This window comes from Serratia silvae, assembly GCF_023282985.1.
Taxonomy (GTDB): domain Bacteria; phylum Pseudomonadota; class Gammaproteobacteria; order Enterobacterales; family Enterobacteriaceae; genus Chania; species Chania silvae.
This window is the reverse complement of sequence record NZ_JAGQDC010000002.1, coordinates 388,866-411,226: the sequence shown is the minus strand read 5'-3', so window position 1 is coordinate 411,226 and position 22,361 is coordinate 388,866. Positions and strand designations below refer to the sequence as shown.

24 protein-coding genes are annotated in these 22,361 nt (G+C 54.9%); 4 read left to right on the top strand and 20 right to left on the bottom strand.

Features of this window, described 5'->3' with window-relative positions:
• Window positions 1-35: 35 nt before the first annotated feature.
• From flgD to flgB, 3 genes are read right to left on the bottom strand one after another with little or no spacing between them, the layout of a single operon-like run.
• The gene (flgD, locus tag KAJ71_RS04015) at window positions 36-746 is read right to left on the bottom strand and encodes a flagellar hook assembly protein FlgD (protein WP_248944484.1); all 711 of its coding nucleotides are present in this window, start codon (window positions 744-746) and stop codon (window positions 36-38) included.
• A 16-nt stretch (window positions 747-762) separates the two neighbouring features.
• A complete protein-coding gene (gene flgC, locus KAJ71_RS04010) occupies window positions 763-1,167 on the bottom strand; it encodes a flagellar basal body rod protein FlgC (protein WP_248944483.1) in 405 nt (134 codons plus the stop codon).
• A gap of 5 nt (window positions 1,168-1,172) precedes the next feature.
• On the bottom strand, window positions 1,173-1,586 hold the full coding sequence (gene flgB / locus KAJ71_RS04005; RefSeq protein WP_248944482.1) for a flagellar basal body rod protein FlgB: 414 nt from the start codon (window positions 1,584-1,586) through the stop codon (window positions 1,173-1,175).
• Window positions 1,587-1,748: 162 nt separating this feature from the next.
• On the opposite strand from flgB, the gene flgA reads away from it, so the two are divergent.
• The 3 genes from flgA (at window position 1,749) to KAJ71_RS03990 (ending at window position 3,295) form a co-directional block, all read left to right on the top strand.
• Window positions 1,749-2,405, top strand: coding sequence for a flagellar basal body P-ring formation chaperone FlgA (flgA, locus tag KAJ71_RS04000; RefSeq protein WP_248944481.1), 657 nt, complete (start codon window positions 1,749-1,751; stop codon window positions 2,403-2,405).
• Window positions 2,406-2,527: 122 nt separating this feature from the next.
• The gene (gene flgM, locus KAJ71_RS03995) at window positions 2,528-2,839 is read left to right on the top strand and encodes a flagellar biosynthesis anti-sigma factor FlgM (protein WP_248944480.1); all 312 of its coding nucleotides are present in this window, start codon (window positions 2,528-2,530) and stop codon (window positions 2,837-2,839) included.
• Window positions 2,840-2,860: 21 nt separating this feature from the next.
• Window positions 2,861-3,295, top strand: coding sequence for a flagellar protein FlgN (locus KAJ71_RS03990; RefSeq protein ID WP_248944479.1), 435 nt, complete (start codon window positions 2,861-2,863; stop codon window positions 3,293-3,295).
• Between the two features lie 120 nt (window positions 3,296-3,415).
• Here KAJ71_RS03990 and KAJ71_RS03985 read toward each other — a convergent pair whose 3' ends face one another.
• The 17 genes from KAJ71_RS03985 to flhD form a co-directional block, all read right to left on the bottom strand.
• A complete protein-coding gene (locus tag KAJ71_RS03985) occupies window positions 3,416-4,357 on the bottom strand; it encodes an Rpn family recombination-promoting nuclease/putative transposase (RefSeq protein WP_248944478.1) in 942 nt (313 codons plus the stop codon).
• A gap of 106 nt (window positions 4,358-4,463) precedes the next feature.
• Window positions 4,464-4,727, bottom strand: a complete 264-nt coding sequence (locus tag KAJ71_RS03980) for a hypothetical protein (RefSeq protein WP_248944477.1) — start codon at window positions 4,725-4,727, stop codon at window positions 4,464-4,466.
• The gene (locus KAJ71_RS03975) at window positions 4,724-5,125 is read right to left on the bottom strand and encodes a flagellar protein FlhE (RefSeq protein WP_248944476.1); all 402 of its coding nucleotides are present in this window, start codon (window positions 5,123-5,125) and stop codon (window positions 4,724-4,726) included. Before KAJ71_RS03975 ends, KAJ71_RS03980 begins: the two co-directional genes overlap by 4 nt.
• The gene (gene flhA, locus KAJ71_RS03970; RefSeq protein WP_248944475.1) at window positions 5,125-7,203 is read right to left on the bottom strand and encodes a flagellar biosynthesis protein FlhA; all 2,079 of its coding nucleotides are present in this window, start codon (window positions 7,201-7,203) and stop codon (window positions 5,125-5,127) included. The genes KAJ71_RS03975 and flhA overlap by 1 nt, the downstream gene beginning before the upstream one ends.
• Entirely contained in the window at window positions 7,196-8,338 is a 1,143-nt protein-coding gene (flhB, locus tag KAJ71_RS03965) for a flagellar biosynthesis protein FlhB (RefSeq protein WP_248944474.1), read from the bottom strand. The genes flhA and flhB overlap by 8 nt, the downstream gene beginning before the upstream one ends.
• Before the next feature lie 155 nt (window positions 8,339-8,493).
• Window positions 8,494-9,138 (bottom strand): protein phosphatase CheZ, encoded by a 645-nt coding sequence (cheZ, locus tag KAJ71_RS03960; RefSeq protein ID WP_248944473.1) that lies wholly within the window; start codon window positions 9,136-9,138, stop codon window positions 8,494-8,496.
• 14 nt (window positions 9,139-9,152) lie between these two features.
• Window positions 9,153-9,542 carry a chemotaxis response regulator CheY gene (gene cheY / locus KAJ71_RS03955; RefSeq protein ID WP_248944472.1) on the bottom strand — a complete coding sequence of 130 codons (390 nt, stop codon included), beginning with the start codon at window positions 9,540-9,542 and terminating at the stop codon, window positions 9,153-9,155.
• Window positions 9,543-9,591: 49 nt separating this feature from the next.
• Window positions 9,592-10,641, bottom strand: coding sequence for a protein-glutamate methylesterase/protein-glutamine glutaminase (locus KAJ71_RS03950; protein ID WP_248944471.1), 1,050 nt, complete (start codon window positions 10,639-10,641; stop codon window positions 9,592-9,594).
• On the bottom strand, window positions 10,641-11,513 hold the full coding sequence (cheR, locus tag KAJ71_RS03945) for a protein-glutamate O-methyltransferase CheR (protein WP_248944470.1): 873 nt from the start codon (window positions 11,511-11,513) through the stop codon (window positions 10,641-10,643). Before cheR ends, KAJ71_RS03950 begins: the two co-directional genes overlap by 1 nt.
• 21 nt (window positions 11,514-11,534) lie before the next feature.
• On the bottom strand, window positions 11,535-13,166 hold the full coding sequence (locus KAJ71_RS03940) for a methyl-accepting chemotaxis protein (protein WP_248944469.1): 1,632 nt from the start codon (window positions 13,164-13,166) through the stop codon (window positions 11,535-11,537).
• Between the two features lie 88 nt (window positions 13,167-13,254).
• Window positions 13,255-14,922 carry a methyl-accepting chemotaxis protein gene (gene tsr / locus KAJ71_RS03935; RefSeq protein WP_248944468.1) on the bottom strand — a complete coding sequence of 556 codons (1,668 nt, stop codon included), beginning with the start codon at window positions 14,920-14,922 and terminating at the stop codon, window positions 13,255-13,257.
• 282 nt (window positions 14,923-15,204) lie between these two features.
• A complete protein-coding gene (cheW, locus tag KAJ71_RS03930) occupies window positions 15,205-15,705 on the bottom strand; it encodes a chemotaxis protein CheW (protein ID WP_248944467.1) in 501 nt (166 codons plus the stop codon).
• 31 nt (window positions 15,706-15,736) lie between these two features.
• Window positions 15,737-17,704: a chemotaxis protein CheA gene (gene cheA, locus KAJ71_RS03925; protein ID WP_248944466.1), complete on the bottom strand. Its 1,968-nt coding sequence runs from the start codon at window positions 17,702-17,704 to the stop codon at window positions 15,737-15,739.
• Between the two features lie 4 nt (window positions 17,705-17,708).
• Window positions 17,709-18,785, bottom strand: a complete 1,077-nt coding sequence (motB, locus tag KAJ71_RS03920) for a flagellar motor protein MotB (protein ID WP_248944465.1) — start codon at window positions 18,783-18,785, stop codon at window positions 17,709-17,711.
• Window positions 18,782-19,672 (bottom strand): flagellar motor stator protein MotA, encoded by an 891-nt coding sequence (gene motA / locus KAJ71_RS03915; protein ID WP_248944464.1) that lies wholly within the window; start codon window positions 19,670-19,672, stop codon window positions 18,782-18,784. Before motA ends, motB begins: the two co-directional genes overlap by 4 nt.
• Window positions 19,673-19,816: 144 nt before the next feature.
• Window positions 19,817-20,398 (bottom strand): flagellar transcriptional regulator FlhC, encoded by a 582-nt coding sequence (flhC, locus tag KAJ71_RS03910; RefSeq protein ID WP_248944463.1) that lies wholly within the window; start codon window positions 20,396-20,398, stop codon window positions 19,817-19,819.
• 2 nt (window positions 20,399-20,400) lie between these two features.
• Entirely contained in the window at window positions 20,401-20,751 is a 351-nt protein-coding gene (gene flhD, locus KAJ71_RS03905; protein ID WP_025121488.1) for a flagellar transcriptional regulator FlhD, read from the bottom strand.
• A gap of 1,350 nt (window positions 20,752-22,101) precedes the next feature.
• Here flhD and ydgT point away from each other — a divergent pair.
• Window positions 22,102-22,317, top strand: a complete 216-nt coding sequence (gene ydgT / locus KAJ71_RS03900; RefSeq protein ID WP_248944462.1) for a transcription modulator YdgT — start codon at window positions 22,102-22,104, stop codon at window positions 22,315-22,317.
• Window positions 22,318-22,361: the final 44 nt, after the last annotated feature.

The window sequence follows — 22,361 nt, the reverse complement described above, 5'->3', positions numbered from 1 at the left end:
CTGTGATCCATTACCGACGTGGAAAATCACTGCGCTTAGTTTGACGAACCCAGTTTGGGCAGGATCAGGCGCACGTCATCCAGCGTCGAAGTCCCCGCCACACCCAGATCCAGTTTTGCCCCGTCCGTACCGCGCGTAACGCCGTTAACCATGGCGAAACGCAGTGGCTGTGCCACCAACTGCTCACTGCCGTTTTTGGCGTTGATCGCCACGGTGTAAGAGCCGTCGGGTGCATTGGTGCCATCTTCCAGCGAACCGTCCCAGGAGAAGGAGTGCACACCGGCGGTCAGCCCACCCAGGTCGATGGTGCGAACCACTTTGCCGGTGGCATCGCTGATGGTTGCCGTCACCGCATCGGCGGTACGTTCCAGCTCGACGCCAAACGGTGTAGTGCTAACCTTGCCAGCATCGTTCCCCACCAGGATCTCCTTGCCCGGCACCATCACACCGTGGCCAATCAGCGAACTGGCCTGGATTGACTGGTTACCGTTGATCTGGCCGGAGATCGATCCCAGCGTGGTGTTGAGCTTCTCAATCCCGCTGACCGTGTTGATCTGGGCCAGTTGGGTGGTCAGTTCGTTGTTTTGCATCGGGTTGGTGGGGTCCTGGTTTTTCAACTGGGCCACCAACAGCGTAAGGAAACTGTTGCTCAGATCCTGGCTGGTATTGCCATTCGCACCGCTTTTGGCGCTGGTACCGGCAATGCTGTTGTCGAGTGATTCATTAGTGGTGGCAGCAATGGCCATAAGATAGAAGCTCCGGTTACTGACCCAACGTCAGGGTTTTCATCAACATGGATTTAGTGGTATTCAACACTTCGACGTTGGCCTGATAGCTGCGCGAGGCTGAGATGGTGTTGACCATTTCCCCGACCACATCGACGTTGGGCATCCGTACATAGCCTTTGGCATCCGCCAGCGGGTTGCCCGGCTGGAACACCAATCGCTCCGGTGAGGGATCGTCTACCACCTGCGAAACGCGCACGCCGCCGGTCGACTGGCCCGGTGCCGCCGCAACTTCGAACACCACCTGTTTGGCTCGATAAGGCTGGCCGTCCGGGCCAGTGACGCTGTCGGCGTTGGCCATATTGCTGGCGCTGACGTTCAGACGTTGGGATTGCGCGGACAGAGCCGAGCCGGAAATATCAAAAATATTCAATAACGACATGGGGATTATCCTCCTTGCAGCACGGACATCATGCCTTTGATCTGGCCGTTCAACAGCGTCAGATCGGTTTGATATTTCAGGCTGTTATCGGCAAAGTTGGTGCGTTCGCGGTCCATATCCACCGTGTTGCCATCCATAGAAGGCTGATCCGGCACGCGGAACAGGAGATCCAGCGACTGTGGCTGCATATTCTGCGCCGGGATATGGCGCGCCGAGGTCAGATTCAGCGCAATACCGCTGCCACTGACGCGCCCCTGCTCCATGACCTTGTTCAGTTGGCTGGCAAAATCGATATCACGAGCCTGATAGCCCGGCGTATCTGCGTTGGCAATGTTGGCCGCCAGGATTTCCTGCCGCTGGGCGCGCAGGTTCAGCGCCTCCTGGCCAAAACGCAGAGCAGCGTCCAATTTGTCGAGCATGCTCCCTCCGCAAGGTTAGAATTTGGAGCCGATAGCATAAACGCCCTGCTTGTCAGCCTATCGTGGGAATAAGGGTAAAATGCGTCGCTATTTGTCTGCTTAGCCTGTGCGCGTAACGGTTACACTTGTCCCCCTGTGGTTGCTGCGTCTGCGAGGCGAAATATGAAAAGGATCCTGCTGTTGGTCGGCTTGCTGCTCAGCATGAATGCGCACGCCGACGGTCTGGCCAAACAGGTCGAAAGCTTCATCCAGGCGCAATATGCCGGTAATAGCAACGTGACCGAGGTTAAGGTGCTGTTGCGCACCCCCGAAAGCCGCTGGCCCCCCTGTGAATTGCCGCAGCTTTCACTGTCGCAGAATGCTCGCCGTTGGGGCAATATCACTATCTCGGCCCGTTGCGGCCAGGAGCGACGTTTGATTCAGGCGCAGGTACAGGTAGAGGGGCGTTATCTGGTGGCGGCTCGGGGAATTAGTGCGGGCAGCAAACTCACCGCAGATGATATCAAGCTGAAAACCGGCCGATTAGACACCCTGCCAGCCCGTACCCTGACCGATAATGCCAAGGCGATCGGTGCCGTCAGCCTGCGTAATATCAGCCCTGGGCAGCCACTAAACCCGGTCATGTTGCGACGAGCCTGGGTGATTAAGGCCGGGCAGCAGGTACAGGTGATGGCTCAGGGCAACGGATTCAATATCAGCGGTGTCGGTAAGGCGATGAACAACGCCGCCGCCGAAGATAGCGCACGCGTACGCATGGCCTCCGGGCAGATCGTTAGCGGCATTGCCAATGACGATGGCACAATTCGTATAACATTATAAAAAAATAAAGCTTTGCCAAAGCTTGCCGATAAAACAGTTATAGCCGCATTTATTCGGCCACCAGGGCCATAGATTTAAACTCCCCGTTGCCTCGGCGGCGGTGGTATAGATGGAGATTGAATATGAGTATCGATCGTACCCAGCGGTTGCAGCCCGTACCCACGGTGCAGCCGCGAGAAACACAGTCAGACAGCACAGTTCAAGCGCGCAAAAAAGTATCGGCGGAAACTGCGGTCAGCGGCACCCAGGTTAAGCTGAGCGATGCACAGGCGCGCCTGATGCAACCTGGCAGCCAGGATATCAATCTGGAGCGGGTAGAAACCATCAAGCAGGCGATCCGCAATGGCGAATTGAAGATGGATACCGGCAAGATAGCCGACGCTTTGCTACAAGACGTGCAAAGCGAATGGATGTCCAGCGCCGATCGGGGTTAACACCAAGGGTGGGTCATTGATATGGAAAACCTGACACAACTGCTGGATAAGCTGCTGGAAACCTTGCAGGCATTAGGTACGGTGCAGACGGAGGAGCATGCTTTATTGTGCTCGAAAACCTTGGCTGGCGTGGCTCTGCAACGCGTGACCGAGACTAAAAGCCAACTGCTGGCGACGGTCAATTATCTCGACCAACAGCGACTGGAGATGGAACGGCTACAACACTGCCAAGCACCTTATGAGAGCCTGCCGCCGTTGGCGACCCGTTGGCAGCAAGTGCAACAGCTGAGCCTGCAACTGCGCGAGCAAAATAACCATAACGGCATGCTGCTCAATCATCATATTGAGCACAATACGCAGGCGCTGGCGATTTTAAACAAACAGAATAAATCGCTGTATGGCCCCGATGGTCAGTCCCGCGCCGGTAGCCTGTTGGGCCGCAAGATTGGGGTTTGAGCGCACAAGCCCTCACCCTAGCCCTCCCTGTACAGGCCGGGGACAGAATGTGCCACAATTCTGCTCCTGCGTCTGACCCATAAAATAGGTACCGCCTAGAAGTTTCTCATCTAACCCATGTTAGTGGCGGATTTGTGCCAAATCCTCGGCTGAAAGGCCGGTTAATTTCATTACTGTTGCACGATCAAAGCCATCAGCCAGCATGGAACTCGCAATTTTCAGGACGGCTTCCCGGCCTTGCTCGATCCCTATCTCAATCCCTTTCTCGATACCTATCTCAATACCTTTCTCAATACCTTTTTGCTCAAGATATTCTGCAATAGTCATCAATTCCTCCTCGTGCCGTGGCGCGCGACTGGCCAACTCACGGATCAGCCTCTCCGGTTCGGTCGTGCTACCCACCTGCAGCATGTAGTTCATCAACGAAATCAGTTGATCTTTAGTAGTGTATCCGGCCAGCAATAACGTGACCAGTGGTTCCTGCAGCTCAGCCAGATCACGCTGCCGCACATGCTTTTGCAACAGCTCCAGGATGGCCATACGGCGGTGCTGCATGATGTCATCGTCCGGTATGACGGTAACATCAACCAACGGGAAATCACCTGAATAGAGTTGCCTAGCCAAATCAGGCTCACTAAATTCTTCCAACCAACTGAGGGAATACGGATAAGGCGTCACCTGCCCATGATAAAACAGCATGGGGATAACCAAAGGAAGCTGGTCATGACCCGTCTCCAGATGGCGATGCATCGCGGCAATGGCATAGCGCACGAGTCGAAATGCCATATGCTTATCGGGCGAACTTTGATGTTCGATCAAAACGTACACATAACCGTCCCCCCTCACAGTTCGTAACGAATAGAGTACGTCAGAGTAATAGGCACGCAGATCACTCTCGATAAAACTACCGGATTCCAGTTTTAACGTGTTCAGATCGCAATGTTGCAGCAAGGCAGACGGTAAGTGCACCGCCAAAAAGTCACGAGCTGTGTCTGGGTGGGTAAGGAACTGTTTGAATACCGCATCATGCAGTGTAGGGGTGGTTTTTTTCATGTTGGTCATCCTGGACTTAACATAAAAAACCTACCACAGGCATTCTCCCCTTCACATTATGGCCGCATTGCTGCTGGATCCGACTCGCAAAATCTAACGAGCTTTTTTTGAGAACTCACGTAGCCTCGCGATCTGCAATGCGCACCACCAACACGCCAAGCAAAAGCAGATCGATCAACCACGCGATAGCAAAGTTCGGCGATGCCTGAAATTGGATCAGCAATGTCACCAACAGAATGACTCCGATGACTGCCAACGAAGCTGCTCTGGCAGCTACGCTGATGCTGTTCAGCGGTTGCAACAGCGCAGTCGTCGATATCGTTGCGTTGCGTGACTGGCTGTTAAGGCAAATCGCGCCAGGGTGACCGATCGTCCTCACTCATAATTCACAATCACCTGATTAGAGATCGCCCGCAGCGGGGGATTTAGTGCACCACGAGACTGCACGAAGTAAACGAAGCGAAACTCGCTGTCTGCGGGCATACCGTTGAAAGCCTCACTACGCCCACTGCCCGCGCCAAGCGATAGACATTGTGACAAGGTACAAAGCTGCACCTGCAATCCGGCGGGCGCACCTGCCAGCAGTTGATAACGCCAGTTTACGCTGGTCACCCGAGCATTGGCCGCCGGTGGATTTACCGCCCGTAGGCTGGGGGACTCACCACGCACGCCCCCCGTTTCCAACGTTACGCCGGTGGCATCGGCGGCCCAAGAGCCTGACACCGCCTGTGCCCCCAACGGAGCTAACAGCACCAACAGAGGAAGAAACGCTTTCATCAGGCGGCTCCAATGGTTGAGGTCATGCGTATCTGCCGTTCGTCGTTGATTTCCAGATTCGACAGCACCACCAACTGCGGTAAGGTACGGCGCAGGAAGCGCGCCAGCAGCGCACGTAACGCGTGGTTTACCAGCAGCACCGGCGGTGCGCTGAGCATTTCCTGACGTTGCAACGCCTGTTTGGCCTGATCTAACAAGCGGTCCGCCAGACCCGGTTCAAGTCCCCCCCCCCCTTGCAGGGCCTGCAACAACAGGCGTTCAAGCGGCGTATCCAGGCCAATAACCTGGATCTCCCCGTACCCCGGGAACCACTGCTGAGTTATGGCGCGCCCAAGGGCAACGCGCACCACGGAGGTCAATTCGAAAGGATCGCTTTGCGTTGGTGCATGCTCGGCCAGCGTTTCGATAATGGTGCGCATATCGCGGATCGACACTCGCTCGGCCAGCAGATTTTGTAGCACCTTGTGCAAGGTGGTCAGCGAAACCACACCCGGCACAAAATCCTCCGTCAGCTTCGGCATATCCTGCGAGACACGATCCAACAGCTGCTGGGTTTCCTGGCGGCCAAACAGCTCGCTGGCAAACTGACCGAGTAAATGGTTGAGATGAGTGGCAACCACGGTACTGGCTTCCACCACCGTGAATCCCTGAATCTGTGCCTGTTCACGCAACGCGGTATCGATCCATACCGCCTCCAACCCGAAGGCCGGATCGACGGTTTTGTCACCGGCCAGATCGCCCACCGCATTGCCCGGATTAATCGCCAGCCAGCGCCCCGGATGCGCCTCACCGCTGCCGATCTCCACCCCTTTCATCAGAATGCGGTAACTAGCCGCCGACAGTTCGAGGTTGTCGCGAATATGCACCACCGGTGGCAGATAACCCGTATCCTGGGCGAATTTTTTACGGATGCCACGGATACGCCCCAGCAGTTCACCGTTTTGTTGAAAGTCCACCATTGGGATCAGGCGGTAACCCACCTCCATGCCCAACGGATCCTCCAGCTGCACATCTGACCAACTGGCCTCTACCACCTGCGGGTTTTCCTGTGGCAACGGCTGTTCTTTAACTTTCGGCGCTTGCTGTTCGCGCCCGCGCAGCCACCAGGCCAACGCCAGCAGCGCCGCCGTGAACAGCAGGAACACCAGGTTTGGCATCCCAGGAACCATCCCCAACAACCCCAACACCGCAGCACTCAACACCATCACGCGCGGGTTGTTGAACAACTGGCCCACCATCTGCTCGCCAACGTCCTGATCGGTAGCAACGCGGGTGACGATCACACCGGCCGCCGTCGAGATCACCAACGCTGGGATCTGGGCAACCAGACCATCACCGATGGTCAGCAGGGTATAGGTTTCAGCCGCAGTACCCAACTCCATGCCGTGCTGGATCACACCAACCAACAGGCCGCCTACCACGTTGATCACCATGATCATCAAGCCTGCCACCGCGTCACCGCGCACAAACTTGCTGGCACCGTCCATCGAACCGTAGAAATCCGCTTCCTGCGTCACTTCAGAGCGGCGCTTTTTAGCCTCGTCTTCGCCGATCAACCCGGCGTTCAGATCGGCATCGATCGCCATCTGCTTACCCGGCATCCCATCAAGGACAAAGCGGGCGCCCACTTCGGCAATACGCCCGGCCCCTTTGGTAATCACCATAAAGTTGATCAGCACCAGGATGATAAACACCACGATACCGATGGCGAAGTTGCCCCCCACCAGGAAGTGACCGAACGCTTCAACCACCCGCCCCGCCGCCGCCCCGCCGGTATGCCCCTCCATCAGGATGATCCTCGTTGAAGCGACGTTCAGCGATAGGCGTAACAGGGTTGAGAACAGCAGGATGGTCGGGAAGGCGGCGAACTCCAGCGTACGCTGGGTAAACATCGCCACCAGCAACACCATGATCGACAAGGCAATATTGAAGGTAAACAGCAGATCGAGGATAAATGCCGGTAACGGCAGCACCATCATCGACAGGATCATCAGGATCAGTATCGGGCCAGCCAGCACCTGCCACTGCGTATCTTTAAAATTACCCGGCAAACGAAGCAGGGAGGCCAAATTAGCCATCTGAGTTATTCTCTCCAGCAAAATCCAGTGCTTCCGGCACCGGTAAACGTTGAGGTTTTTTCGGGATCAGGCCGCCTTCACGTTGCCAACGGCGCAGCTGGTAGACCCACGCCAGGACCTCGGCCACGGCGGCATACAAGGTCGTAGGAATGTGCTGCCCAATCTCACTGTGACGGTATAGCGCTCGCGCCAGCGGTGGGGCTTCCAAGGTCGGAATACGGTGTTCGTTCGCCAATTCACGGATACGCAAGGCGATCTCTCCTGCCCCTTTGGCAAGGACTTTCGGCGCACTCATGTTCTTGTCGTTGTATTGCAACGCCACAGCGTAATGCGTCGGGTTGGTGACGATCACGTCTGCCTTCGGCACGTCGGACATCATGCGGCGGCGAGAGATGGCACGCTGTTGCTGGCGAATACGCCCTTTAACATGGGGGTCGCCCTCCTGCTGCTTATGCTCGTCGCGAATTTCCTGCTTGGTCATCTTCAATTTCTTGAAGTGGCTCCACAGCTGATAAAACACGTCAAAGGCCACCATCGGCACCAGCCCTAGCACGATCAGCATGCCGCAGAAGATCACGATCTGTAGGGCATTGCGCAGCGCATCCTGCGGCTGCTGGGTGACCAGATGCAACATCGCCGCCCAGTTGTGCCACAGGTAAAGCCCGGCCACCCAGCCCACCAGCGTCGCTTTGAGGATCGCCTTCAGCAACTCCGCCAGCACCTGGGTGGAGAACATCCGTTTTAATCCGGAGATCGGGTTCATGCGCTTGGCATCAAACTTCAGGCTGAAGGCCACGCCGCCCAGCAGCATCGGGGCCGCCAGCGCCACCAGCACCAATCCGGCCAGGATCGGCATCAGCGCCCACACCGCCTGACGCAGCAGCATGGCAAACTGGCGCAGCATCTGCTTATCGTTGCTGACCATGTTGTGATCGAAATGCAGCCCTGCCGCCAGCATCCTCGCCAGCTGTTGTGCGATATGGCCGCCCGCGACCCACAAGATCGACAACCCGGCGACCAACATCAGGATCGATGTCAGCTCGCGCGAGCGCGCAATCTGGCCATCTTCACGCGCCTTTTCCAGCCGGTGGGGTGTGGGGGCCTCAGTTTTTTCCATATCACTGTCTTCGGCCAAGGCGAGGGTTCCCATTGCATGCGAAGAATAGAATTAGCGTCAGCATGCCAAAAAAATGCAGATTTCATTGCGGGAACAAGAGCGCAAAAGACCGGTTATTTCGGGGATGGGCTAGCGAAAAGAGTTAGGGCGCAAGAGTGCGCCCTAACGAAAGATCAAAAACCCAGGCTGTCGAGCAGATCGTCTACCTGGGCCTGATTGGCGATCACGCCAATCCCGTTCTGATCCAGCTGCGGGCCATTGAGCAGGCTGTCGTTCGGTTTTTTCTCTTTGGTTGGCTGATCCGGGATGTTTTCCATCAGCACCATCAACAGCTGCTTTTCTATCTCCTGCACCACATCCATCATACGCTTGATCACCTGGCCGGTGAGATCCTGGAAATCCTGCGCCATCATGATCTCCAGCAACTGGGCGTTGGTGAATGCGGTGTGCTCCGGCACCCGATCCAGATACTGGCGGGTATCCGTCACCAGTGAACGTGCATCTGCCAACTCGATAGGGTTGGCAAACCACTCGTCCCAGCGCCCTTTTAGCGTATTGGCCTGCGACTCCAACTCCGCCTGACGAGGTTGTGCCGCCTCCACGCAGTTGAGTGCCCGTTCCGCCGCCTGAGCCGTCATGGTGACAACATAATCAAGACGGTCACGTGCGTCCGGGATCGCTTCGGCAGCCTGAGCGATAGCCTGATCTAGCCCCAGCTCACGCATGCTGTCACGCAGCATGCGGGTCAGTTGACCGATGCGGGAGATGATCTCGCCCGCTGTCGCTGCATCGCTGGCAGGCATTGGAATATCTCTCATCGCCCTCTCCTTTTTTACATGCCCAGTTTTTCAAAGATCTTGTTGAGCTTCTCTTCCAGCGTCGCCGCCGTGAAGGGCTTCACTACGTAACCGCTGGCACCCGCCTGAGCAGCAGCAATAATGTTCTCTTTCTTGGCTTCTGCCGTCACCATCAGCACTGGCATTGAGGCCAGCGCGCCGTCGGCGCGGATGGTTTGCAGCAGTTCGAGGCCATCCATGTTCGGCATATTCCAGTCCGATACCACGAAATCGAAGCCGCCAGTACGCAGTTTATTCAACGCATCCGCCCCGTCTTCCGCCTCCTCGACGTTGTTAAAACCCAGTTCTTTCAGCAAATTTCTGACGATACGGCGCATGGTGGAAAAATCATCCACCACCAGAAATTTAAGGTTCTTATCTGCCATTCTTACTCCTAAGGTTATTCGTTTTTGCCCCGTAGTTCGGGGCATAACATCAAATACGCAGCGCCTGACCACCCGCGATCTGCGCCAACATGCGTTGGCTCATGCGCTCCAACTCCACTACTTCATTCACTCCGCCGGTAGCAATGGCCTCACGCGGCATGCCAAACACTACACAGCTGGCTTCGTTTTGCGCCAAGGTGTATGCCCCAGCACGATGCATTTCCAGCATTCCTGCCGCACCGTCATTTCCCATACCGGTGAGGATCACCCCCACCGCATTACGCCCGGCAAACTGAGCCACCGAACGGAACAGCACATCGACCGAAGGACGATGCCGGTTCACCGGCGGGCCATCATGCAGCCGAACCTGATAGTTGGCGCCACTGCGCATCAGCTCTAGATGACGATCTCCCGGCGCGATATAGGCATGGCCTGGCAATACGCGCTCGCCGTCTTCCGCCTCTTTCACCGTGATCTGGCACAGCTTGTTGAGCCGCTCAGCAAACGAACGGGTAAACCCTGGCGGCATATGCTGGGTGATCAATAACGCTGGGCTGGTAGCCGGCAACGGCTGCAGGACATGGCGTATTGCCTCGGTACCGCCGGTAGATGCCCCGATAGCGATCAGCTTTTCACTGCTCAACAGCGGCGTATGACTGAGGATCTCCGGAGCCGGTGCCGTTGAGCGCTGTGGCAGACGCGCCTTGGCCGCCGTGCGGATCTTTTCGGCAATCAGCTCGCTATAGGCCAGCATGCCTTCGCGGATCCCCAGTTGCGGCTTGGTGACAAAATCCACCGCGCCCAGTTCCAACGCCCGCAGGGTGATCTCCGATCCCTTTCCGGTCAGCGACGACACCATCACCACCGGCATCGGCCGCAGGCGCATCAGTTTTTCCAGAAAATCCAGCCCGTCCATACGCGGCATTTCTACGTCCAGCGTCAGCACCTGCGGGTTGAATTTTTTGATCAGATCTCGCGCCACCAGCGGATCGGGGGCAGTTGCCACCATCTCCATATCGGAATGGCTATTGACAATCTCGGTCATCAGCTGCCGCATCAGGGCAGAATCGTCTACGCTTAATACTCTGATTTTATTCATTACCTCTCCTTGGTCAGGCCATACACGGTCTGCCCACGCAAGTAGAAATCCCGGCTGAGCTGGCTGAAGTTTTCGGAATGGCCAGCAAACATCAGGCCCCCCGGTTTAAGCAGCGGCACAAAGCGCCGCAAAATGCGCTCTTGTGTTTCCTTGTCAAAATAGATCATGACGTTACGGCAAAATATCGCATCAAATTGCCCCGGTAGCGCCCATTCAGGGGCCAGCAGATTGAGCTGCTGGAAATGTACCTGTGCCGCCAGTTCTGACCGAACCCGCACCAGCCCATGGTGAGGGCCGGTACCTCGCAGGAAATAACGCTGCATCTGCGCCGGTGTCAGGGTGCGCAAATCTTCCTGGCGATATACCCCCGCTTCAGCCTTTTCCAATACCTGAGTATCGATATCGCTGGCCCACACCTGCGTCCCCGTCGCCCGCTGCCCAAGCGCCTCACTCAAGGTAATGGCGATCGAGTAAGGCTCTTCGCCGGTTGAGGCGGCGGTACTCCACACGCAATAACCGTTGGGCCGCGAACGCGCATGTTCCGCCAGGATCGGGAAATGGTGCGCCTCACGGAAAAATGCCGTCAGGTTGGTGGTCAGAGCGTTGACGAATGCCTGCCACTCGGCGCTGTTGGTGTCGCTTTCCAACAGCACCAGATAGCTACCAAAATCGGGTATTCCCAGCAGTCGCAGGCGACGCACCAGACGGTTATAAACCATCTCGCGTTTATGCTCGGCCAACACAATGCCGGCACGCTGGTAGATCAACTGGCTGATACGCCGGAAATGCACATCCGACAGAGGCAGCCGTTGCACCATCTGCGCCAGCAAAGACGCAGGCTCTTTATTGGAGGGTGAGGATGAACCGCTCATAACCCTTCACCCAATTTGTTGTTACTTGCTATACAATTCGACACTAGTTGCTTCCTTAGCCACTGATAAAACTCCGTTGTTAAGACTTTCGGATAAGGTGATGTTGTCGTCCGCCAGGCGGAATACCGCTACCGCATCTGCCAGCGTAATGGCTTGTTCTTCCAATGCCGCCGCCGCAGAGGCCGCTTGTTCCACCAGAGCGGCGTTCTGTTGCGTCACCTGGTCCATCTGGGTCACGGCCTGAGTGACCTGCTCGATACCACGGCTTTGCTCATCGGAAGCCGAGGAGATCTCGCCCATGATGTCGGTAACGCGGGTCACCGAACGCACGATATCCTGCATGGTGGCACCGGAGTCTTCGACCAGCACCGATCCCTGCTTAACACGGCCGACCGACTCATCGATCAGCACTTTGATTTCTTTGGCTGCCTGAGCGCTACGCTGAGCCAGATTGCGCACCTCTGCGGCCACCACGGCAAAACCACGCCCTTGTTCACCCGCCCGCGCCGCTTCAACCGCCGCGTTCAATGCCAGGATGTTGGTCTGGAAGGCAATACCGTCGATCACGCTGGTGATAGCGCCAATTTTCTGCGAGCTGCTGGCGATATCGTGCATGGTAGTCACCACGTCATCGGCCATTTCTCCGCCCTTGGCTGCGGTGGCTGAGGCATCGCGCGCCAGCTTTGAGGCCTGGCGGGCATTGTCGGCGTTCTGTTTCACCGTGGCGGTCAACTGCTCCATACTGGCGGCGGACTCTTCCAGTGAGGCGGCCTGCTGTTCGGTACGGGAAGAGAGATCGTTATTGCCTTCCGAGATTTCCTGTAACCCGATCAGGATCGACTCGGCACCTTCGCGCACCGCTCCAACGGTGCCAATCAACGAGTGCTGCATACGGTGCAGGCTGGCAAAAAGCTGGCTGATCTCGTTGCGGCCATACACCTGGATCGGCGTGGCCAGGTCGCCGTCGGCGATACGGTCAAAGTGGCTGCGCATAATATTCAGCGGCTGAACCAGCATATTGCGCAACCACCACATGGCGCTGGCGGTCACCAGGATCAGCATCAGTACAGCGCCGCACACCAACCAACCGGCCAGCGTGAAGGAGCGCTGGTTGGCCGCATTGGCCTGGGTGATATTTTCGTTGACCAGCTGCAGGTACTGGACGAAGTCGGCTTCGAACAGGTCCTGTATTTTCTGCGTGGGTTGATCCATAAAGCCCTGCAGGTTGCCGCCCTCCAGGAAGACGGTCAGCTCACGCAAGGCACCACGTAGCCGCTCATAGCTGGCTTTGGTGGTTTCTGTCAGTTGCTGCTCCTGGTCGCTGTTACGCGAGACAGCCAGGAACTGATTAAAATAGAGATCGGCTTTTTGCAACGAACTACGGGCGTTGCCCATCAGGTCATCGACTTGTTCTTGCGGCACTTTCAGCGCTGCTCGGGTGCCGGCCCGATTCAAGGTGTTGCGTGCCTGTAGCAGGGAAACCCAGCTCAGGCTGAGGGCATCTCGCTGCTGGCTACCCAGACTAATCAGATTAAGATTGTGGTTATCGGAACGGGAAGCGGTATACGACAAGCCGGTGCTAACCAGTTGCATCAGGCAAAAGGTCAGCAGTAATAAAAACAGACTGGTAGAGATACGGACTCGGTTAAACACGATAAACCTCCAGGTAGCCGTGGGTTAACACGACTTAGGACGGAAAAAAGGGCCACGACCTCGCTGGAAGAACGCAGCCCAATGCCGGTTAGAACGTTTCCCAGTTTTCCTGCGGATCGCTGGCGTTCATTTTTTTATGATTGATTACCGGGGTAACGACTTTACTGTTGGCTGCTGACGTGAACTCGTGTTGGCCTTCCGCTTTCAGTCGGAATACCGCGACGGACTGGGTCAAGCGGCTGGCCTGTTCTTCCAGCGCTGCCGCCGCAGAGGCCGATTCTTCGACCAAAGAGGCGTTCTGCTGGGTGACGCGATCCATTTCGGCAACCGCCTGACCAACCTGATCGATACCCCGGCTCTGCTCGTCGGAGGCCGAAGCGATTTCACCCATGATGTCGGTGACGCGGGTGACGGCATTGACGATATCGCCCATGGTTTCACCGGCGCTTTCCACCAGCTCCGAGCCCATATCAACACGGCTAACCGAGTCTTCAATCAGGCCTTTGATCTCTTTGGCTGCCTGCGCGCTGCGGCTGGCCAGGTTACGTACCTCACCTGCGACCACGGCAAAACCACGGCCCTGTTCACCGGCACGAGCAGCTTCCACCGCCGCATTCAGCGCCAGGATGTTGGTCTGGAAGGCGATGCCGTCGATCACGCTGGTGATATCGGCAATTTTCTGCGAGCTGCCAGCGATGTCGTGCATGGTTTGCACCACGTTGGCGACTACCTTCCCACCTTTCTGCGCGGTTTCTGAAGCGCTCAACGCCAGTTGGCTAGCCTGACGGGCATTTTCGGCGTTCTGTTTCACCGTGGCAGTCAACTGCTCCATGCTGGCGGCGGTTTCTTCCAGCGAAGCGGCCTGTTGTTCGGTACGGGAAGAGAGATCGTTGTTGCCTGCGGCAATCTCGGAAGCACCGCTGTAGATCGCATCGGCCCCCTGACGCACACCGCTGACAGTGTCGATCAGTTCGCCTTGCATATGCCTGAGGCTGGCTGCCAGCACGCCCATTTCGTTGCGGCTGTTGACGTCGATCGGGTGGGTCAGATCGCCAGCGGCAATCAGTTTGATATGTTCAATCATGCGGTTAAGCGGGCGCACCAGAATATGGTGGATGCCGAACCAAACCATGGCGATTACCGCAACCACCAGTACCAGTACCACGCCCAGCGTCCAAACGGCGAATTCGAAAGAACTATCACCATCTTCGACCGCGATCTGGTACAGCTTGTCGTTCTGAGTCAGGTAGCGGTTATAGACCTGCTCAAATTCAGTCTGATAACGTTGGGTTGGCTGTTCAAAGAAGGCGTCCAGCTTGCCGTCACCCAGCAGTGGGATCAGTTCCGATAGCGCAGTATGCAAAGTGGTATAGCGTTGTTTGAGTTCGTCTGCCGCTGCGGCATCCTGGCGAGGATCCAGAGGGATTTTTTCATAGGCAGCGTAGTGCTGTTCCGCCATGCTCAACGTGTTTTTCGCCGAGACCAGCAGTTCATCAACTGTAGCACCGGTGCCCGCCTTATTGAGATCCATCATGTAGCGGATCCCGGCACGGTTGAGGGTATTGCGGGTTTGCAGCAGGTTGACCCAACTTTCATTCAGTTCTGACTGCTGCTGTCGGATAGTTTGCAGTACGGTAAAATTTTCTTTGTTATCTTTCAGCGAAGTGAAAAACAGCCCACCGGAAACCAGCTGCAAGGCACCGAATAACACCAGCACCAGCAATAAGCTGGTGACCACCTTCATACGATTAAACATTTTTACCCTTCTTGGAAGCCCGCACAGACAAACTCTGTGTACGTTAACTGTCTGAGTTATCGGCGTGGTAGAAGAGAACTTTAAGAAAAATCTGTAACTATTTTTTTGTATTGTGCGGAGGGTAAGATTTTGGCTCGGCGAAGGAAAAGTGGCCCCTCGCCCTCTCCCACAGGGAGCTGTCTCTTGATCAGGAGATCTGATCAAGAGACAGCCCTGTGGGAGAGGGTTGGGGTTGGGGTGGGGGCCTGATGCCTCATTACGCGCAACTCTTTACCTCGGCAATCAGGCGCTTTTCGCTACGTTGTCCACCAGTGACATCTCTTCACTACTCAGCAGCTTTTCGATATCCACCAGGATCAGCATACGTTCACCGAGCGACCCCAGGCCGGTGAGATATTCCGTCGCCAACGTAACCGCAAACTCAGGGGCTGGGCGGATCTGCTCCGCCGTTAACGACAGCACATCAGACACGCCATCAACGACGATCCCCACCACGCGTTGGCCAAAGTTCAGTACGATCACCACGGTGTTTTCATCATAAGAGACGTCCTGCTGGGCAAACTTCACGCGCAGATCGATAATCGGCACGATCACCCCACGCAGATTGGTCACGCCCTTGATAAACGCCGGGGTGTTGGCGATGCGCGTTACCTGATCGTAACCGCGGATCTCCTGAACCTTGAGGATATCAATGCCATACTCTTCGTTACCCAAGGTAAAAATCAGGAACTCCTGACCTACCGTTTCGCCCGCCAGTTTGCTGACGGCTGCCAGTCCTGCCATTTCGATCACCTTTAAATCAGTCGGTTAATAATTATGCGGCAGCGTCCGTCAGACGCTTTTCCCGGTTCAGCGTTTGTAGCGCCGAAACATCTACAATCAGCGCCACGCTGCCATCCCCCAGAATGGTGGCAGCCGAAATACCCGGCACCTTGCGATAATTGCTTTCCAGATTTTTCACCACCACCTGGTGCTGACCGATCAGCTGATCGACCAGCAGCGCATAGCGGCGGCCTGCACTTTGCAAAATTACCACGATGCCCTGGGTGGCTTCGGTTTTCGCGCCGTCAACCTCGAACACCCGATACAGCTCAACCAGAGGCAGATATTCGCCGCGTACCTGAAGCACGCGCTCCCCTCCGGCCAGCGGATGCAAATCCTCGGCCTGTGGTTGCAATGATTCCATCACGGCATTCAATGGCAGAATGAAAACTTCCTCATTCACCTTGACCGACATTCCATCAAGAATGGCTAACGTCAGCGGCAGTAAAATGCGGATTGAGGTGCCCTTCCCGGCCTGGAAATGGATCTCGACATGGCCTCCCATCTCCTGAATATTTCGCTTCACCACGTCCATGCCCACTCCACGCCCGGAGACGTCGGTCACCTGCTCGGCGGTGGAGAAACCCGGGGCAAAGATCAGCATGCCGACCTCTTCATCGCTCATGTTGTCACTCACCCCCAGCCCCTGTGAGGCAGCCTTGGCGAGAATTTTCTGGCGATTGAGACCAGCACCGTCATCGGTGACTTCAATGCAGATATTGCCGCCCTGATGTTCGGCGGACAGGATCAGATTACCGACTTCGGCCTTACCGGCGGCCAGGCGCGCAGCAGGTTCTTCAATACCGTGATCCAGGCTGTTACGTACCAGGTGCGTCAACGGATCGATAATGCGTTCAATCAGACTCTTGTCCAGTTCGGTAGAGCTGCCCCGTAGCGTCAATTCCACCTGCTTGTCCAGCTTGCTGGCCAGATCGCGCACCAGGCGCGGGAAACGGCTGAAAACGTACTCCATCGGCATCATGCGGATCGACATCACCGACTCTTGCAGGTCGCGAGCATTACGCTCCAACTGGCCCATGCTGTTGAGCAGATCGCCGTGGTTGACTGGATCCAGGGAGCCGGAACGTTGGGCCAGCATCGACTGAGTGATCACCAATTCCCCCACCAGGTTGATCAACTGATCGACCTTTTCTACCGCCACGCGGATGCTGGTGGACTCGCTAGCCTTGGCTTTGGGTTTCGGTGCTTCAGCCACCGTAGCGGGCACGGTAGGTGTGGCAACAGCAACAGGTTCCGGCGTGCTGATCTTCGCCACGGCCTTCGGCGGCGTGGAAAAGGCAATCTGCTCAGGTTCCAGCACAAAGCACAGCACCGCGCTGATATCATCCTCACTGGCAGAGGTCAGCAAAGTGACCTCCAGACTGGTCTCGGTCTGCTGCGGATTTTCCACCTCGCCCAGATTACCCAACTCTTCCAGCATCAGCGGAATTTCATTCGGCTTCAGACCGCTCAGGCTGATCCGCATCCCGCTCTCAATCGCGGCCGGAACAGCGGCATGAGCCACCGGTGAGGTTACCGTTACCGCCGCCGCAGGAGCATCCTGCTGTTGCGCTTCCAAAGCCAACTGCCGCAACGCCTGACAAATATACTCAAAGCTCTCGCTATCAGGTTGTTGCGACGTTTTATAGGCGTCCAGTTGCTCCTGCATAATGTCTTTGGTTTCCAGAAACAGGTTGATAATTTCGGTGCTCAGGCTCATTTCCTGACGCCGGGCACCGTCCAGCAAATTCTCCAGCAGGTGGGTGGTTTCCTGCAGTACGCTAAAGCCGAAAGTGGCCGCCCCGCCCTTGATCGAGTGAGCCGCGCGGAAAATCGCGTTCAATGGTTCAATATCCGGGGCCAGCGGATCCAGCTCCAACAGATGTTGCTCCATATCGGCCAGCAGCTCGTCTGCCTCATCAAAAAAGGTCTGATAAAAAGCGCTAATATCCATGCTCACGGGGTCACCTCTGCTGTGAGTCGCTGTTAGTCGGTGAAGTGGCGGAAGGTGCCGCCGGAATAGCCGCTGTCGGCCCGGTGTCTGCGGCTTTCACCGCTGCCGAAGGTTGCTCTGGCGTACTTTGTACCGCCGGTGATTCGGCGGTTGGAGCAGGCGGCGACGGTGGTAATTCCGGTGTCACCATGGCCGGTGCCTTCGCCTGCGGAGCCAACTGCTTCAAGCCTTCCGGTTGGTCGATTTCCCTAGCGCTGCTCTCCGCATTCTCGTGTTCTATCCCTTGCTGGGTTGCTTTGTTCAGCACCAGAATAGTGATTCGCCGGTTAACTGCGTCATCACCGCCGTGCTGTTTCAGGTTCATGGTCGAGGCCATCCCAACCACCCGCAACACCTTGCCCTCAGCCAAACCACCGGCGATCAGCTCACGCCGAGAAGCATTGGCACGATCGGCGGACAGCTCCCAGTTGCTGTAATAGCGCTCACCGGTGGCATAAGGCAGATCATCGGTATGGCCCGACAGGCTGATTTTGTTCGTTAACCCATTGAGGATCGGCGCTATCCCACGCAAGATATCGCGCATGTAGCTTTCCACCTGTGCGCTACCGGTCCTGAACATCGGCCGGTTCTGGCTGTCGATAATTTGAATGCGCAATCCTTCATCCATCATGTTGATCAGCAAATGCGGCCGCAGCGCTTTCAGGCGTGGGTCTGACTCAATCAGCTCATCAAGCTTCTCGCGCAGCTTGTTCAGGCGCAGCTCTTCCGCACGCTTTTCCGGTGAGTCCATCTGTTTTTTGACCAACCCTTGCTGCTGGGTTGGATCGTCCCCACCGCCAGGGATTGGGCTACTTTCCGAGCTGCTCTTGTCGCCGCTGGTCAATGCCACCTTCAGTGGGGTACGGAAATATTCGGCTATCTGCGTCAACTCTTGCGGGCTGGCAATCGCCAGCAACCACATCACCAAAAAAAACGCCATCATCGCCGTCATAAAATCGGCATAGGCAATTTTCCAGGAGCCGCCGTGATGACCGGCATGATGGGCTTTGCGTTTTTTGACCAGAATAACCGGGTGATTCTGTTTCATGCGTCCTGCTCTTCCGTCGCCTGCTGTGCCGGGGCTTTCACCTTACGCACATGCTCTTCCAACTCAACGAAGGAAGGGCGTTCCGTGGTGTACAACGTTTTACGGCCAAACTCGACGGCGATCTGCGGGGCATAACCATTCAAACTCGACAACAGGGTGACCTTGATGCACTGCATCATCTTGGTGGTTTCGGCACTCTTCTGGCGCAGCACAGTGGCCAGTGGCGAAATGAATCCATAGGCCAACAGGATGCCGAGGAAGGTGCCCACCATCGCATTGGCGATCAGTGCCCCCAATTCCGCCGCAGGTCGGTCAGCCGAAGCGAGCGCGTGCACTACCCCCATCACGGCGGCCACGATGCCGAAAGCCGGTAACGAATCGCCGACCATCGCCAGGCTCCCCGCAGGCACCTCGCTCTCCTGTTCGAAGGTTTCGATCTCTTCATCCATCAACGCTTCGATCTCAAAGGCATTCATATTGCCGCTCACCATGAGCCGCAAATAGTCGGTAATAAATTCCACCAAGTGGTTATCGGCAAGAATGCGGGGATAATTAGAGAAAATTTCGCTTTCCTGCGGATTATCGATATCAAACTCAAGCGACAACATGCCCTGCTGACGTGATTTGGCCATCAGCCGGTAGAGCAACGCCATCAGATCCATATACAGTTCTTTGTTGTATTTTGAGCGGCGCATCAGCTTGGGAAGAGCGCGCAGCGTGGATTTGATCGCTTTGCCGTTGTTGCCAACGATAAAGGCCCCCACGCCCGCCCCCCCGATGATCAGAAATTCGGCGGGCTGATAGAGCGCGCCGAGGTGGCCCCCGACGATCATATAGCCGCCAAACACGGTTCCCAGAACCACGAGATAACCCAAAATAACTAGCACACGTATTCCTTAAATTCACAATGTGGATGGAAGGTGAGTCAGCGCGGGTGAAATTCGGCAACAGCACGGGCCGCCCAGAGAGCCCAGAGTACCGAGCCCTTGTGTTTCACCAGTCTGCATTGTGGTATAAGCCTGCAAGCAGGCTCAGACTGCGCGTTTAACCTGCTCTTCCAGCAGTTGTGGAATAATATCGGCCAGTTGCGGCGAAAGTTTACGTCTTTTTACTGCGCGGGATGGGGGTTGGCATAAACTGCAGACAAAACTGTTAAGCGGCTGGTGCGCATGGGTGATAAAAGTCCCACCACAGCAGCTACAGGCGGATAGCTGCAACATACCGCTGTCGACAAAACGCACCAGCGTCCAGGCTCGTGTCAACGCCAGCAACGGGGGTTCACCTGGCTGTTGCGGACACTGTTCCAAATACAGTCGATAGGCTTTGACCACGGCTTCAACCCCGTGGCACTGGCCGCATTGAAGCAGGAACTGATAAGCATTGAAAAACATCGACGAGTGGATGTTCTGTTCCCAGGTCATGAACCAGTCGGTCGAGAACGGTAGCATGCCTTTGGGCGGCGGACTGCCGCGTAATTCTTTGTACAGTTTGATCAATCGCCCACGGCTAAGCTGCGTTTCGCTCTCCAACATCTGCAAACGCGCGCCCAACGTGATCAGTTCCATGGCGAGTTGAATGTCCTTGGCTTCCTGAACAATACTTTTCTCACTCATTATCAGGCTCTTTTCTTCGTCACACTACCGCCTTTACCCGATAGTTCTTGCAGTAAATGGCTCGATAGCAAAATGCCGGTGTGGATCTGTTGCAGATCGTCCACGCGGGATTCTTTCGTCAGGCGCTCGATAGTATTGTGGTCGTTGAAACGGAAGTGACAAACCAGTTGATTTGTTTCTGCCAGTTTTACCATTTGTGGCAACGTGAGTTGCGACAGCGCATCCGCCATCGAGTTATCAATACCCAGGCGGAACATTGCTGACGCTTTTTCATCGTTAATCAGACGCTGTGCCAGAAGCAAATATGACAAGTTAATGTCATAAATATGTTTAAGTAGTTCAGACGTACCCATATTCCCATCCCGACAGACTATGTTTAATAACATACGCTGGGTGATAAATTATCGCCCACGACTTGGGTTCATTCCCAAAGTTGGCAAACAAATCCCTGTACGCTAGCCGCGATAACTGCGCGACTATACACAATTCGGGTTGTTACTCAGTATTTGATATACATGCAATCACATGTATGGATATACAGCATCCTGCTTCAAAAATGTGTTTTTCGTAAGACTATTTTTACAAAAATAATAAGATTAATCTTAATAACAGCGCAACTCTACCCCTGATCACTTAGCCCACACAACGTGAGTGACCCGCAATTTTAAAAACAATGTGACACAGATCACAAAAATAAAAAAAATTCCCCTCAAAAAGGCCAAAAATAGGTCACTTTTTAACCATCAAACTGTACAGTAAACATACCGAAGTAAAAAAAGGTCTTAAAAAGCAGCTTTTATAGCTTAAAAATACCCGTTTTTAGATCAATTCGAACAAAAGCTTAACTAAAGCTAAATCACAGAGCAAAAATCTGCCACTGCACCACCAGGGCAGCCAAAAGTACTGATTGTTATTTAAAACCAGTTGCTTATGAATAAAATTACCCGCCAAAACCCCCTACAGCTGAGAAGTCAGAGTTACCTGTAGTCGCTGTTTCAATTTTCTACAAAGCGGATCCCGCTGTTAAATGGCGCAGTATTAGAAGCTAAACAAGTTAACAGGAGTAACAATTTGTTTCGCAGCGAGACGGTCAAGGGCAATTGTTGGCAGGGTCAAGTCAAAAAATAATACTAGCTAGAGTTAATTGGCAAAAAAAGTCACAAACTGAACTTTACTTAGCAATTTAATTATTATTTAGGGTATGCGAGCGCTTATATAGAAAATTCCTAACACCCCAAAACAGCGGCGAGAAAATGCACTAGTTCATCTTTGCTTTATTGTCTAGCCATTTTTCAGCACTGACGGGATTATGTTTAAGCCTTACACGTCTTCAGCAACATTTTTGTATGCTCACCATGATAATACTTCGAGCACCCACTTTTCGCTGTTGCTGCCAAACCATTCCCATTATCATTTTCTTTGCTATAGTCAAAGAAACGCAGAGCTATCCCCTACCTGAGCCAATTAGGTAAGATTCCCCCTAATTGACAGTTTATCTGTCAAGGTATATTGCCGAGATGCTCGGCACATATTATCATTCGGTGGTGCCGCTCCCCTACCAGGGGTATTTTGGCTAAGCGCGTTCCATTTGCTCACTTTTCTTTTATTTTGCCTGGCTGCACCTCTTCATCTTATGGCGATTTCTGCGAATATGTGAGGCTTTTCTTTCCGCTTTAATACTATTAATAGGCTATGCTTTAACTATGACAAGTACCATCGATTACCTGATGACGTTTCGCAAATGTTCCAGCTTGGACAGTCTGGAAAAAGTCTACGACAAGCTGAATTATTCACTGACGGACGACAGTGAAATATGCAACATGTACCGCGCTGCGGATCATCGCCGTGCGGAACTGGTCTCTGGCAAACTGTTCGACCTGGGTAGAGTGCCAAAGTCACTCTGGGCGCAGGTGCTTTAACCTTCCCTTTACTCTTATGCGCGCATCTTTTTATCTTTTATGGC

Bases quoted from the DNA above. Each gene is read 5' to 3' on its own strand.
- flgD (WP_248944484.1), bottom strand. From the start codon at position 746: ATGGCCATTGCTGCCACCACTAATGAATCACTCGACAACAGCATTGCC.
- flgC (WP_248944483.1), bottom strand. From the start codon at position 1,167: ATGTCGTTATTGAATATTTTTGATATTTCCGGCTCGGCTCTGTCCGCG.
- flgB (WP_248944482.1), bottom strand. From the start codon at position 1,586: ATGCTCGACAAATTGGACGCTGCTCTGCGTTTTGGCCAGGAGGCGCTG.
- flgA (WP_248944481.1), top strand. From the start codon at position 1,749: ATGAAAAGGATCCTGCTGTTGGTCGGCTTGCTGCTCAGCATGAATGCG.
- flgM (WP_248944480.1), top strand. From the start codon at position 2,528: ATGAGTATCGATCGTACCCAGCGGTTGCAGCCCGTACCCACGGTGCAG.
- KAJ71_RS03990 (WP_248944479.1), top strand. From the start codon at position 2,861: ATGGAAAACCTGACACAACTGCTGGATAAGCTGCTGGAAACCTTGCAG.
- KAJ71_RS03985 (WP_248944478.1), bottom strand. From the start codon at position 4,357: ATGACCAACATGAAAAAAACCACCCCTACACTGCATGATGCGGTATTC.
- KAJ71_RS03975 (WP_248944476.1), bottom strand. From the start codon at position 5,125: ATGAAAGCGTTTCTTCCTCTGTTGGTGCTGTTAGCTCCGTTGGGGGCA.
- flhA (WP_248944475.1), bottom strand. From the start codon at position 7,203: ATGGCTAATTTGGCCTCCCTGCTTCGTTTGCCGGGTAATTTTAAAGAT.
- cheZ (WP_248944473.1), bottom strand. From the start codon at position 9,138: ATGAGAGATATTCCAATGCCTGCCAGCGATGCAGCGACAGCGGGCGAG.
- cheY (WP_248944472.1), bottom strand. From the start codon at position 9,542: ATGGCAGATAAGAACCTTAAATTTCTGGTGGTGGATGATTTTTCCACC.
- KAJ71_RS03950 (WP_248944471.1), bottom strand. From the start codon at position 10,641: ATGAATAAAATCAGAGTATTAAGCGTAGACGATTCTGCCCTGATGCGG.
- cheR (WP_248944470.1), bottom strand. From the start codon at position 11,513: ATGAGCGGTTCATCCTCACCCTCCAATAAAGAGCCTGCGTCTTTGCTG.
- tsr (WP_248944468.1), bottom strand. From the start codon at position 14,922: ATGTTTAATCGTATGAAGGTGGTCACCAGCTTATTGCTGGTGCTGGTG.
- cheW (WP_248944467.1), bottom strand. From the start codon at position 15,705: ATGGCAGGACTGGCAGCCGTCAGCAAACTGGCGGGCGAAACGGTAGGT.
- motB (WP_248944465.1), bottom strand. From the start codon at position 18,785: ATGAAACAGAATCACCCGGTTATTCTGGTCAAAAAACGCAAAGCCCAT.
- flhC (WP_248944463.1), bottom strand. From the start codon at position 20,398: ATGAGTGAGAAAAGTATTGTTCAGGAAGCCAAGGACATTCAACTCGCC.
- flhD (WP_025121488.1), bottom strand. From the start codon at position 20,751: ATGGGTACGTCTGAACTACTTAAACATATTTATGACATTAACTTGTCA.
- ydgT (WP_248944462.1), top strand. From the start codon at position 22,102: ATGACAAGTACCATCGATTACCTGATGACGTTTCGCAAATGTTCCAGC.